We start from the raw sequence: 14,890 nt of genomic DNA on the forward strand, positions 1-14,890 counted from the left end.
AACACGGTGAGCTTCGCTGCCCGATGTTGACTTATCGTAGGGCGGAGCGCGAAGGACACTAGCCGCTAGGGCGCTGTAGCTAGACAACAAAAAAGGACAAATGGGATCCCCTCTGGATCCCATTTGTCCTTTTATCGTATTATCATTGTGGTAGTACAGTTTATGGTGTCAGGCACCATTTTATGTTATGGTAGGTTTTGGGGTGAAGGTGAGATGAAGTTTTTATTGAAGACGCAGGTTGTTTCTCTTTTGATGGCGCTATTTTGGATCATGTATCTGGCTTTAGTAGCTTTTTTAGATCAGCCTGGTCGAGCGTTACAATACATAAATTTATTTGTTTACGGATTTGCTATTCTTTTCGCTGTTATTTATTTTCTGTTAACGAAATATTTACTTGGGCGAAATTGGCTTGCGGTTCCATTGGTTCTCGTCCCTTATTTTCTTCTGTATAAACCAGTATTTCAGAGAGCCCTAGTTAGTATCGCGAATGAAAGTTACGGCGCAATCATCAAATTCCTAGCACTGTCAACCGGAGTGACATTTCTTCTTGCCACGATCAGTGGGCTATGCCTAGCGATTTTGTTCACAAGACCTCATGTAAAGTGGTGAATTTATAATGGAAGGTAAATGGCTAATTGCCGATCGGGATTTGAATGAGCGGGAAGGGTTAAAATGGTTATTAAAGACATCTTCTATCGCGGTGTCGGAAATTTTTTTAGCAGCTACCTATCAAGAATTTATTGTGACCTTTGAAAAAGAATCCCCCGATATTGTCCTTTTGGAGCTCGACATGATTAGCAAAGAGGAGTGGTCCGGCTTTCGAGACCTGATGCAAATTTATGATCCCATCCTCCTTTTATCAAGCGCGGAAGCAACTTTTGAAAAGGCGCGTCTGGCAATCGATATGCAGGCATTGGACTTAATGATTAAACCTTTTTCGACGACAAAGGTAAAATCGGCCTTCCAAAAAGCTTCACGAAGACTGAGCACGAAATTTCAAACTGATAGCTTCCACCTTCCGCATTCACATAAAGACATTTCATATGAAGGATTATTCCTCTCGCAGCAGGAGTCAACAGCCGATCATGTTAAAATAGCTGCTTTACAGACCGAATGTATTGAAATGGTACCAACACTCTATTCTTTTATCTCGGAATATCCGTTTATGGACAGCCGCGGCATTTTCGCACTGAGTGATATGGTGGTGCTTTTATTCAAGGATACGTGCCGTAACATGACAGAACAATGTCAAAAAGCAATGAGAAAGTGGGAGGAAGAATATTCCGATCCATTGGCGATTGTCGTACATAAAGGGAACACCTCAGCGATGACCTTAAATCAGAAATACCTGCAAACGCGGAAAATGCTGGAGTTTACCTATTATAAAGGCTACCGGCAAGTGGTTGAGTTGGAATTTTCACCGGAATGGGGGCATATCGATCCTTTTTTAACACCACCGGAACAACGGGAATGGGTCGACATGCTGACAAATCTCAATTTGGAAAAAATAAAAAAATGGCTCTATGATGAATTTCTCCATTTATCTGATCCCTATCCGGATCCAGGTTTAGTTCGAATAAGGCTAACGAGTATATTGGCGCAAGTTAGAAGATTTATGAAAACCTACAATCTCAACGACGATCCAAGTCATGAACAAGATTACCGAACTATCTTTAACTCGATTTTATATGATACGGTTCTATATCGAACGGTGCAAAACCTCATTTTATTTAGTCAAAAAATATTTGTTGGTGCTGAAATTAGCATGCAAAAAGTGAAACAAGATCCGATTGAAATGGGCATATCGTATATGAAGGCGAATTTTTTCAATAACAGTCTAAGATTGGAAGATGTAGCCCAATATGTCGATCGCAATCCTTCCTATTTTAGTCATTTGCTGATCACGAAAACCGGTTCAAGTTTTACAGAGGTGCTGGCAGCGATCCGAATGAAAGAAGCCAAACGATTATTAAATGAAACAAGAAAGCCGGTAAAAGAGATTTCCATGTTGACGGGTTACCAAAATGCCAATTATTTTAGCAGAATGTTTAAAGAATTATGCGGGATGACGCCAAGGGAATTTCGCTTACAAAAACCCGAGTGGAATAAAAGTGACAAAAGGACAGTTTAGTGAAACTGTCCTTTTTTTCTATAAAAAATATCATTTTGTAAGGATATTATCATTTAAGTCGGACTAACTCTAAAAAAAGTATTGATTTAACTGTGCATTTTATCATTTTTCTGATTATTCAACTCTATTTTTCAGAAAATTATATTTTTATAATAAGCATATGATGAAAAATAAGGAGTGAAATGAATGGAAGCGAATACAGCAAATAAACGGGTTATTACCAATTATAAAGGAACGGAATTACATGCAAAGGGCTGGATTCAAGAGGCCGCACTACGGATGTTGATGAACAACCTTGACCAGGAGGTGGCGGAAAGACCGGAGGATTTAGTGGTTTACGGAGGGATTGGTAAGGCAGCCCGTAATTGGGAGTCTTATGACGCGATTGTGAAAACGCTTTTAGAGTTAGAAGAGGATGAAACCTTGTTAATTCAATCAGGTAAACCGGTGGTTGTTTGGAAATCTCATAAGGATGCCCCAAGAGTATTGCTTGCAAACTCCAACCTCGTCCCAGCATGGGCGAATTGGGAGCATTTCCATGAGCTTGATAAAAAGGGCTTGATGATGTACGGACAAATGACGGCCGGCAGCTGGATCTATATTGGCAGCCAAGGAATTGTTCAAGGGACGTATGAAACATTTGCCGAGCTTGCTCGTCAGGAGTATGGCGGCACATTAAAACACACCATCACCTTAACTGCCGGACTTGGCGGCATGGGCGGCGCACAGCCATTAGCTGTCACGATGAATGATGGTGTTTGTCTTGCGATTGATGTGGATGAAACAAGAATTGACCGTCGAATTGAAACGAGATACCTTGATGTAAAAACGAATGACCTTGACGAGGCATTGAAATTGGCGCATGAAGCTAAGGCAGCAGGCAAGGCGCTTTCGATTGGTTTACTTGGAAATGCGGCGGAAATTTTACCGTTAATGATTGAAAAAGGCTTCAACCCGGATGTGTTAACAGACCAAACTTCAGCACATGATCCACTTAACGGCTATGTGCCAGTTGGCTATTCTTTAGAAGCGGCAGCTGAATTACGTATGGCAGATCCAGCTAAGTATGTGGAACTTTCTAAACAAAGCATGGCCACACATGTAAAGGCAATGTTGAAAATGCAGGAAAAAGGTGCAGTTACATTTGATTACGGTAACAACATTCGTCAAGTGGCAAAGGATGAAGGAGTTGAAAATGCATTTGATTTCCCTGGATTTGTACCCGCTTACATTCGTCCGTTATTCTGTGAAGGAAAAGGACCGTTCCGCTGGGCAGCACTTTCTGGCGACCCTGAAGATATTCGCAAAATTGATGAAGCATTACTTCGTGAGTTCAAGGATGATGAGCACCTTTGCAAATGGGTGAGAATGGCGCAAGAAAGAATCGCGTTCCAAGGACTCCCTGCCCGTATTTGCTGGCTAGGATACGGAGACCGTGCCCGCTTTGGTAAAGTGATCAATGATATGGTTGCTTCTGGCGAGGTTTCTGCACCAATCGTTATTGGCCGAGATCATTTAGATGCCGGTTCTGTTGCTTCACCAAACCGTGAAACAGAGGCAATGAAAGACGGAAGTGATGCAGTATCCGACTGGCCGATTTTAAATGCGATGATCAATGCGGTTGGCGGCGCAAGCTGGATTTCGCTTCATCATGGCGGCGGTGTTGGGATGGGGTATTCACAGCACTCCGGAATGGTTATTGTTGCTGATGGTACGAAAGATGCAGAGGTACGCTTACAGCGTGTTCTAACCACTGACCCTGGCATGGGGGTTGTCCGTCATGCGGATGCCGGATATGACCTAGCGATTAAGACGGCAAAAGAAAAAGGCATTAAAATGCCGATGTTGCAGCAAGACTAATAGACGGAGAGGATGTTGGCGTTGAGTAAAGCAATTTTTATCAGAAATGCGAATCAGCTCGTTACTTTACAGGGGGGGGCACATGCTCCCCTTGTAAAGGAAGCGATGTCTGAGCTTGGTATTATTGAGAACGGCAGTGTGTGGATCGAAGATGGTGTCATTCAAGCGGTGGGCACGGATGAAGAACTTTTGGCGATGTTCGAAGGTCGTCTTGATGAAGCTGAAGTGGTCGATGCAAGCGGCAAGCTTGTTACGCCAGGCCTTGTCGACCCGCATACCCATTTGGTATTTGCCGGCAGCAGGGAAAATGAATTTAATATGCGTCTGCAGGGTGCAACGTACATGGACATCATGAACGCAGGTGGCGGCATACATGCGACAACAAGGGCGACAAAGGCTGCGTCAAATGAAGAACTTTTTCATGCTAGCTATGGAAGGTTAAATCAATTCTTGCGCCACGGGGTCACGACTGTTGAAGCGAAAAGCGGCTATGGAATGGAATGGGAAACCGAACGTAAGCAGTTGGAAGTAGCGAAACGATTGAATGAAAATCATGTCATTGATGTCGTTTCTACCTTTATGGGGGCACACGCAGTCCCGAAGGAATATAAGGAAAATCCAGATGAGTTTGTTCGTTTACTTGTGGAAGAAATGATTCCAATGGTGGCGGAACTCGGACTTGCGGAATTTAACGATGTGTTCTGTGAGCACGGCGTTTTTACTCCGGAGCAATCACGGGTGATTCTTGAAGCCGGGAAGCGCCATGGGTTAATTCCAAAGATTCATGCGGACGAAATTGAGCCCTATGAAGGGGCAGAACTGGCGGCAGAAGTTGGCGCTATTTCTGCGGATCATTTATTAAAGGCATCGGAAAAAGGAATGAGGGCCATGGCGGAAAAAGGTGTGGTCGGCGTGTTACTGCCTGGGACAGCTTACTTTTTAATGGCTGAATCTGCAAACGGCCGAAAAATGATTGACCTTGGGGTGCCGGTTGCATTGTCAACAGATTGCAATCCAGGCTCATCACCAACCGTCTCGCTGCCATTTATTATGAATCTTGGCTGTTTAAAAATGGGGATGACACCTGCAGAGGTGATCACGGCAACAACGATTAATGCAGCACATGCGCTTAATCGAGGTCAAGAGATTGGCAGTTTGGAAGTGGGGAAAAAAGGCGATGTGACGATTTTTAATATCGAGAATTATATGAAGCTACAATACTCTTATGGAGTAAACCATACCGATACAGTGGTGAAAAATGGTCAGGTGGTTGTTAGAGGGGGGCATTTAGTTGAAGAGCTTTCTCTATCCTAAGTTAAATCCGCCAAGTTTTACCTGGGTAAGGCCAGAGGATGCGGATAATGTGGTTAAGGTTCACGAGTGGATTCAGCCGCTTTCTGCCAAAACTGATTCTGAAAAAAGTACGGACGCCGATTTTGTAGTGGTCGGCGTCCCGCTTTCCCGTTCATCCATCAGTGCCTCGGGTGCTTCTGAATTCCCGGATGCTTTCCGCCGTGCCTGGAAGGGATTTACCACCTATAATTTGGATGAAGATATGGATCTATCGTCAAGGGTGGCGGTTGATGTAGGCGATGTTCCGATGCATGTCACAGATATTCGCCGCTGTCATGATAATATTATTGAGGCCTCTGCTGCAATCCAAGAACATTTTTCGGCGTCAAAGGTGTGTGCGATTGGCGGCGATCATTCGATTACGGCGATGATGGTAAAGGGAATGCATCAGGCTCGTCCGGACGAGAAAATTGGGATTATCCAGTTTGATACCCATTTTGATTTACGGGACATGACAGATAACGGCCCGTCGAACGGGACACCAATGAGGAATTTGATCGAAAGCGGTGTAGTGAAAGGATCCGATATGTACAACATCGGTTTGCACGGATTTTTCAATACAAAGGATTTAAAGATGTACGCTGACGAGCATAGTGTCAACTACATTACGCTGCGAAAGGCAAGGAAAAAAGGGATGGAAGAAACCGTCCGCCAGTGTTTAGAGGAATTGTCAGAAAAGGTAGACACTATTTATTTAACGGTGGACATGGATGTACTAGATATTGCCTATGCTCCAGGGGTACCGGCTTCAACACCGGGGGGCATGACAACAGCTGAACTGCTAGAAGGGGTACTAGCCGCTGCCAAGCATCCAAAAGTAAAGGCAATGGACATCGTCTGCCTCGACCCACTAAAAGATACCCATGTACAGCCAACCGTCAAACTCGGCACCCACGTATTTTTAACGTTTCTCACAGGGGTAATGATGAGATAGGTGTCAGGCACCACGGCCACCTTTGGTGGTCGGATGCCTAAGTTTGATGGTATTCGAACTAGGAAAATATTATTTTAGGGGGATGGGTATGGAAAATCAGCCGTTAGTTAAGGCAAATCAGCCTGAGTTTGAGAATAGTAATATGTTGAATATGATGAAATTTTTTGTTTTCAGTGCGATTGGCATTTTTGTGTTTTTTGTTCCTATTACGTTGAATGGAAAATCATCGATCATGCTCGACCATTTTGTTTCCTATATTCAATTAGCAATACCGGGTGTTTTGCCCTATTATGCATTATTAGTTATTTTATTGGGTGCCATTTATCCGTTTTATAAGAAAACGTGGAATAAGGACAAGGTTACATTAGTCTTTTCAGTCTTAAAGGTATTTGGTTTTGTTGCAGGTACGATGCTCGTGTTTAATATCGGACCAAAGTGGTTTTTTGATCCCGATATGGCACCATTTCTTTTTAATAAGCTTGTTATTTCGGTAGGATTGTTAGTGCCAATCGGCTCAGTCTTTCTTGCCCTATTAGTGGGATATGGCTTACTTGAATTTATCGGAATATTCATGCAGCCGGTGATGCGCCCGATTTGGAAGACACCCGGGAGATCGGCAATCGATGCAGTTGCCTCGTTTGTAGGAAGCTACTCTATTGGTCTACTAATTACGAATCGTGTTTTTAAAGAAGGTAAATATTCCATAAAGGAAGCTGCGATTATCGCAACTGGATTCTCTACTGTATCCGCGACATTTATGATTGTGGTCGCGAAAACACTAAATATCATGGATATGTGGAATGCTTATTTTTGGATTACTTTGGTGGTTACTTTTATCGTTACGGCCATTACTGTTAGAATTTGGCCATTATCGAAAATGAGTGATTCTTACTATCAGGAAATGGAAGGGGATCAAGAAGTTATCATTAAAAAAGACCGAGTGAAAACTGCCTGGAAAGAGGCGATGATTACAGCAAACGAATCACCTAGCTTTGGTAAAAATATTTGGGACAACCTCAAAGATGGTTTTGTCATGACAATGGGTATTTTACCTTCTATCATGTCAGTTGGTTTGCTTGGACTAATTTTGGTCGAGTTCACGCCAGTATTTGATTGGTTGGGATATATTTTCTATCCATTTACAGCACTTGTTCAGCTGCCTGATCCAATGTTGGCTGCAAAAGCAAGTGCCGTTGGAATAGCGGAAATGTTCTTGCCGGCACTATTAGTGACAAAAGCAGCAGTTGTGACGAAATTTGTCATCGCAGTAGTTTCCGTCTCGTCCATCATCTTTTTCTCAGCAGTTGTTCCATGTATTTTATCAACAGAAATCCCACTAACTATCGGCAAACTTGTGGTGATCTGGTTTGAACGAGTTGTCCTAACGATTTTAATCACTGCACCGCTTGCCTATTTATTGCTTTAAAAATAGTCAATTTTAATTATGGATGGACAACGATAGCATTTATCGTTGTCCATTTTTTTGTTTTTTAGACGTCTGCCTTAACCTTTTCCACCATACTTGAATTAACTATAGTAGGCAACAACTGAGATTCGGTGTTTTTCATATTAATCTTTTAGACAAGCTGCAAAAAGTACCAGGAAGTTAACAAGGAGGAGAAAAGTGGATAGTAAACAATTAAACAAATGGTTAAAAGAAATTAAAGTTCAAAATCAAGTGAATGCAGATGTAGAAGTCGTTAACAACTCACCATTAATTATGCTGGGGAAGGGACGTCAAGGAGCAGTCTTCCAGGTTTCTGAGGATGTTTGTGTAAAGGTATTCGGTAATGAAGAGGATTGTGAACGAGAACACTACGCCTTATCTCTTGGTAAAGATACAAACCTTTTTCCAAAAATACATGCGAAAGGACAGCTCTATATAGCCATGGATATTGTTAGAGGCGTGGACATTCGTGAATATCTACAATCCCAGCCGCTTACAGAATCACTCTCTGCCAAACTACTCGTGATGTTAATTACGTTTAAAGCAATTGGCTATGAGAGAATTGACCATCATAAACGGCAAATTTACTTGCAGCCGGATGGCAGTTTGAAGGTAATTGATGTTGCAAGAACGGTTTGGCGTGATCGTGTTTATCCGTATCCACGGAAATTACTAACTTCACTAGGGGAAGAAAATAAGGCCATTTTTCTAGGACATGTTCAAGAATTGGCTCCGGAAGTGTATGCAGAATGGTTGCACTATATCCGAATGGAAGAGATTTCTCATCAAATCTATCAAATTTTACTGCCGGAAAAACCTGACAAAGATTCCTTGAAAAATTTAAGTAAACAGCTGCTCACAACAGAGGATGAGGGAAAATATGTTGCGCAGCTACAAGGGTTAGTCCACAAGGTATTTAAAGAGGAATGGGTCAAAACAATGCTTGCACGCGGTACCGATCCGGAAGATGTTATGAAAAAAATAGATGAATACTGGGATTCCCGCGAGACGGAGATAGTCCGTGAAGGAGAACGAATAGGAGACAGGGATCAAGATCGAGATCAAAATAAAGGAAAACGATTCGTTGGTGAAAGCCGCCGTGATGTCGATAAACACCACAACAGAAAGCGATTTGAGGGAGAAAAATACAGTGAACGTGATCGAAAAGGTGGTCCTAAAAATAGGAAACACCATCATAGCTAACTATCAGCAAAAATGATAGTTATTTTTAAAAAGAGGAGATCCAAAAAATAAAAAAGGAGTAGGCTAAATGAAAGTTTTAGTAATCTGGCGGCTACTCACTGTTGGCGGGGTAAATGCCGGATGGAGAAACCGCTCGATTTATTTTAAACAGCAGGGGATTGATACCGAATTTTTATACACGACAGACCACGGCGGGCTGCATATTATGCAGGATGTTGCACCGGTTTATTTAACGAAGGATGAAAAAGAGATTATTAACATTATTAAGAAAAATGCCTATGACGCGATCATTGTTGTCGATACTGGTGCCGCTTATAAATGGATCCGCAAGGCTAAATATCAGGGTCCAGTTATTATCGAAGCGCGGACTCCAGAGCTGATTAAGCTCATGCCGCACCTTACTTCCTTTAAAGGTATTCAGCCGGATTTAATTATTGTCCCTTCAAACTATCAAAAACGGTTAGTTTCTATTTTGACAAATGATGTACCGATAACTGTTATTTACAACGGTGTCGACACATCATTTTTCCGGGCATTACCCATTGAGGAAATCGACTTTAACACCGCTCCCACGCTGCCAAAGGAGAAAAAAATTATCGGCTGGATTGGCAGATTGGACAAACGTAAGAATTGGCCCATGCTGATCGAGGTCGCAAAGAAGATTAAAAGTGAGCGCAGTGATATTGAAATTTGGATTATAGGCGGTGCACAAAGTGTCCAGCGTGAAGAGTTTAAAGCTGCTTGGCATGAAGAAGGTCTCACGGACATGATCAAGTGGTTTCCAGTGATTCCCTATCAGCAAATGCCTCATGTGTATGCGAAAATTCGCGAATCCGGCGGCTGCACCCTTGCGACAACTAAGTCCGAATCGTTTGGCAATACGTTTATTGAATCGATGATCTGCGGAGTTCCCGTTGTTGCTTCCAGAATGATGCCAGTTACAGAATTGGTACCAGAAAGCGAGACAGGTCTGCTTTTTCGCGGACAAAATGTCGATGATGCGGTCACGCAATTATATCAGATCTTAGATGACCGGAATGTCCAACAACGAATGTCACAGGCAGCAATTGATCATGTTCAACAAAACTTCTCAATAGAAGCAGTAGCCGATGATTATATTCAGTTGTTAAAAAAATTAGGTGTGGATGGGGGGGGAGGCTAGATGATTAAGCCCGCTGCGTATCTTAAGAAATTGGAAGGGAAATCGAATGCCCATTTAATCACGTTTAATGATGGCAGGGATTATGTGGTCAAATATTTTCAACCGGGCTTCGAAAAAACCTTGCCGAATGAATGGGTTGGTTATTGTCTAGCAAGATACCTAGGATTACCGGTACCATATGCTTGTATAGTGGATATACCCCAAAAATTTTCTTCGGAGATCCCTGAACTCGCCCAGATGCATCAAATGCAGTACCAATTCGCCTCCGTGTATGTCCCTGATTGCCTAAATGGGCATCAAGTTACCAATGTATCCAATATTGTTAACCATCAATCACTGGCAGGAATCATTTTATTGGATTATTGGTTATGTAATCAAGACCGCACTCGTAAAAATATTCTTTTGCGAGAGGTAGTGGGAGATTGTTACCAATTGTGGATGATTGATCAGGCAGAAATTTTCGGAACCTACAATTGGCTGAATGCTGATTTGGAAAGTTTGCCAGTGGAAGTATTGAAAAGTGCCACACATCAATTAATGGCGCAATATATTGAAAACGAACAGAGTTTTACTGAACATCTGGAGTTGATTCAAACGATGCCTATTCTTTTAATGGAGGAAATTGTCTCGCTCATCCCTGAGGACTGGCATGTGTCAAAAGAGGAAAAGAAGGCGATTGTGACTACCTTGGTAACGAGAAGGAAGGCCATTCTGCCGCAGTTGACGCAAAAGTTTTTAAAAAAGGTTTATCGACCATTGCATACTAATGACGAAAAGTAAGAAATATTTTTAGAAGGGAGGGAGTTTATGAAAATCCGTAAGGCCATTATTCCAGCTGCAGGGCTCGGGACACGGTTTTTACCAGCAACAAAAGCAGTGCCAAAGGAAATGATTCCGCTTGTTGATAAACCCACGATTCAATATATTGTTGAAGAGGCCGCAGCGTCGGGGATTGAGGAAATTATTATCATAACAGGCAGGGGAAAACGGTCAATAGAGGACCACTTCGATAAATCCTATGAGCTTGAAGATACGCTGTTTAAAAAAAACAAACTAATAGATTTGGCGAAAGTTCAACAAATATCCAGTTTAGTGAAAATCTATTATGTTCGCCAAAAGGAACCGAAGGGACTTGGGGATGCTATTCTTTGTGCCCAAAATATTATTGGCGATGAACCATTTGCGGTGATGCTTGGCGATGATGTAGTACTGGCGGACGTTCCTTGTTTAAAACAACTGATTGATGTATTTGAGGATTATAATAGTTCAGTTGTTGCCATTCAACATGTTCCAGAACAGGATGTAAGTAAATATGGCATCATTAAAACAAAAGGGGCAATGATTAAACCAGACATCTGTACAATTGAATCATTTATTGAAAAACCAATGAAAGAAGAGGCTCCGTCTACCTTAGCTGTCATGGGGCGTTATATTTTGAGCCCGAAGATTTTCCCCATATTGGAACGGCTTCCGGTTGGACAAGGCAGTGAATTGCAACTAACAGATGCCATAAACGAATTAAACAAGGAACAGACTGTCTTAGGCTACAACTTCAAAGGAAACCGCTACGACATCGGTGACAAAATCGGCTACATCAAAGCAACCATCGACATTGCACTCCAAAGAAACGACACCAGAGATGAAACTTTCACCTATTTGGAAGAAATAGTAAAACGGTGTCAGGCACCATAAAAAGACACTTTTGGCAATTTGTCCACCTGAGGTGGACAAATTGCCCTTTCTTTTTGCATATATTTATATTTGAGAGACTTTGTGGGTTGTAGTTTGTGAAGGTTTTTCTTATGATGGTATGGTGTATAGTATTACCATTATGAATTTAGGAAATTTCTCTTTATTGCTTGGGAAAGCGCATATTCAGACATTTCTCGAGTTATTATGTCGGAAGGGCGTCTATTCTAGTGCATTTGTTTCATTTGAACCATTACATAGGGATTTTGTTGAAATATATGGTTTTGGGGAGGGCTTATTTATGAATAAACATGTCATCGTCTATACGACAAATGATTGTATTGAATGCTCAATGGTCAAACAGGTTCTCACACAAGAAGGGATTGCCTTTGAAATTCGGGATGTGTCGACAAACGCGGACTATCAAAAGGAAGTGGAGAAATTTGGTTTTATGGGAGTCCCCGTGACCGTAGTTGGCGAGCGAACAGTAAAAGGATTTACCAATGAACTTAAGGAACTAATAGATTTTGTGAAAATCAGGGATTAAGGGACATGAAGACTTATCCCGAATGGTGCATAATCTCGGGCAAGTATTTTTCTTTACATCAATGGTAATTAGCGGTAATATGTACTTAATTTAATATGTGATGTATCTACTAGGGGTGCCCTGTTATCAGGCTGAGAGAAAACGTTATGTTTTTAACCCTTTGGACCTGATCTGGGTAATACCAGCGTAGGAAAGTAGTCGAGCGTACTGTTATTTATTCGCTTTCTACCTAACCAGGTCCAAATATGGATCTGGTTTTTTTATTTTTAAAAAGAAATGGGGAGATTGGTTTGGAAAAAAGTAAATTGGCAGAAACATTACAAAAGGTTAGGGAGGAAAACCCACTAGTACATAATATGACGAATGTAGTCGTCACTAATTTTACAGCAAATGGGCTCCTTGCCCTGGGGGCTTCACCAGTTATGGCGAATGCCAAAGAAGAAGCCGCGGATATGGCAAAAATTGCGAGTTCACTAGTTTTGAATATTGGTACATTAAACCCGCAGACGGTAGAGGCGATGTTCTTGGCGGGAAAGGCTGCCAATGCGTATGGAGTTCCCGTTATCTTTGATCCAGTTGGTGCGGGCGCTACACCGTATCGAACAGATACGGCACAAAAATTAATGAATGAGCTCAAAGTGGCCGTGATTAGAGGAAATGCCGCCGAGATTGCCAATGTCGTTGGGGAGAAGTGGGAAATTAAGGGCGTTGATGTAGGAGCAGGGAAAGGGAACACCATAGAACTGGCGGTCACTGCTGCGGAGAAATTGCATTGTGTTGTTGTTATTACAGGAAAAGAGGACGTCGTCACCGATGGGAAAACAACTTATATAGTCACAAATGGGCATCCCATTTTGACAAAAGTAACGGGGACTGGCTGCCTGCTAACCTCGGTGATTGGTGCATTTGCAGGAGTGGAAAAGGATCTAATTCAAGCTTCGGTGGCTGCCTTAACCTACTATGGTGTTGCTGCGGATAAGGCAGCGGCGAAAATAGCTCCATTAGGGCCTGGCAGCTTCCAAATGGAATTTTTAAATCAATTATCAATGGTTTCTTCTGAAGATATGAATATTTATGCTTCTGTTAAAAAGTGGAATGGGGGAATATAAGATGAGAAAAGCATTAACAATCGCTGGGTCTGACAGCGGCGGCGGTGCAGGGATTCAAGCAGATTTGAAGACGTTTCAGGAATTAGAGGTTTTTGGCATGTCAGCTGTGACTGCAGTTACGGCACAAAATACAGTAGGAGTCCACGCTGTTTACCCGATGACGGCAGAGGCGGTCGCCAAACAGATTGAAGCAATCGGAGAGGATATGGGGGCGGATGCGGTAAAAACAGGAATGCTTTTTAGCGCTGAAATTATCGAAACTGTTTCTGATTATCTCAAAAAATACCGATGGAGAAATGTGGTTATCGATCCTGTGATGATTGCCAAAGGCGGCGCCCCTTTACTACAACAGGAAGCCATTTTCGCTATGAAACATTATTTATTACCGCTTGCCGAAGTCATTACACCCAATATTCCAGAGGCGGAAGTGTTAACGGGGATGAAAATTCAAACTCTTGAGGATAAAAGACAGGCGGCAGTTAGGCTATGCGACCTTGGTGTAAGAAATGTCGTGATTAAAGGCGGTCATGACGAAAATGAGACAACGTCCACTGATTTATTTTTTGACGGGAATGAATTCCATACCTTTACGAGCAAGCGAATCCATACGAAAAACACTCATGGAACAGGATGTACCTTCTCGGCTGTTATTACCGCTGAATTAGCGAAGGGCTCCACCGTGTTTGATGCAGTATCAATAGCGAAGGATTTCATTCAAGCTGCCATTGAAGATGGTATTTCAATTGGCAACGGTCATGGACCGACAAACCACTGGGCCTATGGAAAAAGAAAATTTATTAGGGAGTTAGCAAAGTCATGAATAACTTACGTGAGTTAATACGTGTTTATTTTATAATGGGGAGCCCGAACTGCTATAAAGAACCAAAGGCTGTATTAAAAGAAGCAATTGCCGGTGGGATCACCCTTTTTCAATTCCGTGAAAAGGGTGATGGGGCTCTATCCGGTGCCGAAAAATTGACCCTTGCAAAAGAACTTCAAGTAATCTGCAAGGAGAACCATATTCCATTCATTGTCAATGATGATATTGAGCTTGCGGTTGCAATTGGGGCAGATGGAGTTCATATCGGACAAGAGGATGGGCCGGTAAAAACGGTAAGGGAAAGGATTGGCGATATGACTCTTGGGGTTTCTGTACATTCGATGGAGGAGGCGATAATTGCATTGCAAAATGGTGCTGATTATTTCGGGATTGGGCCTATTTTTCCGACGAAAACAAAGGAAGATGCCAAGCCATCTAAAGGAACCAGCCTTATCGAAACACTGCGAAAAAATGGATACACCATCCCGATTGTGGGAATTGGCGGAATTACCAGCGAAAATGCCGCTTCCGTTATGGAAGCAGGGGCAGATGGTGTTTCGGTGATCACCGCGATTAGCCATGCAGAGTCACCAAGGGAAGCAGCAAAAGCAATTAGAAAAAACGTAGGGGAGTGA

14 protein-coding genes and 1 riboswitch are annotated in these 14,890 nt (G+C 42.4%); all 14 genes read left to right on the forward strand.

Annotated features, from left to right (window positions below; translation table 11 throughout):
• The first annotated feature begins 213 nt into the window (after positions 1-213).
• The 14 genes from BABA_RS02900 (at position 214) to thiE (ending at position 14,890) form a co-directional block, all read left to right on the forward strand.
• The gene (locus BABA_RS02900; protein WP_157273088.1) at positions 214-609 is read left to right on the forward strand and encodes a hypothetical protein; all 396 of its coding nucleotides are present in this window, start codon (positions 214-216) and stop codon (positions 607-609) included.
• Positions 610-616: 7 nt separating this feature from the next.
• A complete protein-coding gene (locus BABA_RS02905; protein ID WP_007083631.1) occupies positions 617-2,131 on the forward strand; it encodes a helix-turn-helix domain-containing protein in 1,515 nt (504 codons plus the stop codon).
• Between the two features lie 186 nt (positions 2,132-2,317).
• The gene (gene hutU, locus BABA_RS02910; protein WP_007083632.1) at positions 2,318-3,991 is read left to right on the forward strand and encodes a urocanate hydratase; all 1,674 of its coding nucleotides are present in this window, start codon (positions 2,318-2,320) and stop codon (positions 3,989-3,991) included.
• Between the two features lie 12 nt (positions 3,992-4,003).
• On the forward strand, positions 4,004-5,305 hold the full coding sequence (hutI, locus tag BABA_RS02915; RefSeq protein WP_040345037.1) for an imidazolonepropionase: 1,302 nt from the start codon (positions 4,004-4,006) through the stop codon (positions 5,303-5,305).
• A complete protein-coding gene (locus BABA_RS02920) occupies positions 5,283-6,278 on the forward strand; it encodes an agmatinase family protein (protein ID WP_007083634.1) in 996 nt (331 codons plus the stop codon). Before hutI ends, BABA_RS02920 begins: the two co-directional genes overlap by 23 nt.
• A 142-nt stretch (positions 6,279-6,420) precedes the next feature.
• Positions 6,421-7,704, forward strand: a complete 1,284-nt coding sequence (locus tag BABA_RS02925) for a YjiH family protein (protein WP_235749561.1) — start codon at positions 6,421-6,423, stop codon at positions 7,702-7,704.
• A gap of 198 nt (positions 7,705-7,902) precedes the next feature.
• Complete coding sequence (locus BABA_RS02930; protein ID WP_007083636.1) at positions 7,903-8,928, forward strand: serine/threonine-protein kinase; 1,026 nt, start codon at positions 7,903-7,905, stop codon at positions 8,926-8,928.
• Between the two features lie 67 nt (positions 8,929-8,995).
• Positions 8,996-10,090: a glycosyltransferase family 4 protein gene (locus BABA_RS02935; RefSeq protein WP_007083637.1), complete on the forward strand. Its 1,095-nt coding sequence runs from the start codon at positions 8,996-8,998 to the stop codon at positions 10,088-10,090.
• A complete protein-coding gene (locus BABA_RS02940) occupies positions 10,091-10,870 on the forward strand; it encodes a HipA family kinase (protein ID WP_007083638.1) in 780 nt (259 codons plus the stop codon).
• A 27-nt stretch (positions 10,871-10,897) separates the two neighbouring features.
• Positions 10,898-11,782 (forward strand): UTP--glucose-1-phosphate uridylyltransferase GalU, encoded by an 885-nt coding sequence (gene galU / locus BABA_RS02945; RefSeq protein WP_007083639.1) that lies wholly within the window; start codon positions 10,898-10,900, stop codon positions 11,780-11,782.
• A 298-nt stretch (positions 11,783-12,080) separates the two neighbouring features.
• Positions 12,081-12,326, forward strand: coding sequence for a glutaredoxin family protein (locus tag BABA_RS02950; protein WP_040345095.1), 246 nt, complete (start codon positions 12,081-12,083; stop codon positions 12,324-12,326).
• A 101-nt stretch (positions 12,327-12,427) separates the two neighbouring features.
• Positions 12,428-12,536: riboswitch (TPP riboswitch) on the forward strand.
• Between the two features lie 80 nt (positions 12,537-12,616).
• Positions 12,617-13,435 (forward strand): hydroxyethylthiazole kinase, encoded by an 819-nt coding sequence (gene thiM / locus BABA_RS02955; protein ID WP_040345097.1) that lies wholly within the window; start codon positions 12,617-12,619, stop codon positions 13,433-13,435.
• 1 nt (position 13,436) lies between these two features.
• On the forward strand, positions 13,437-14,255 hold the full coding sequence (thiD, locus tag BABA_RS02960) for a bifunctional hydroxymethylpyrimidine kinase/phosphomethylpyrimidine kinase (RefSeq protein WP_007083642.1): 819 nt from the start codon (positions 13,437-13,439) through the stop codon (positions 14,253-14,255).
• Entirely contained in the window at positions 14,252-14,890 is a 639-nt protein-coding gene (gene thiE, locus BABA_RS02965; protein WP_007083643.1) for a thiamine phosphate synthase, read from the forward strand. The genes thiD and thiE overlap by 4 nt, the downstream gene beginning before the upstream one ends.

The sequence above is a fragment of the Neobacillus bataviensis LMG 21833 genome (genome assembly GCF_000307875.1).
Taxonomy (GTDB): Bacteria; Bacillota; Bacilli; order Bacillales; family Cytobacillaceae; genus Neobacillus; species Neobacillus bataviensis.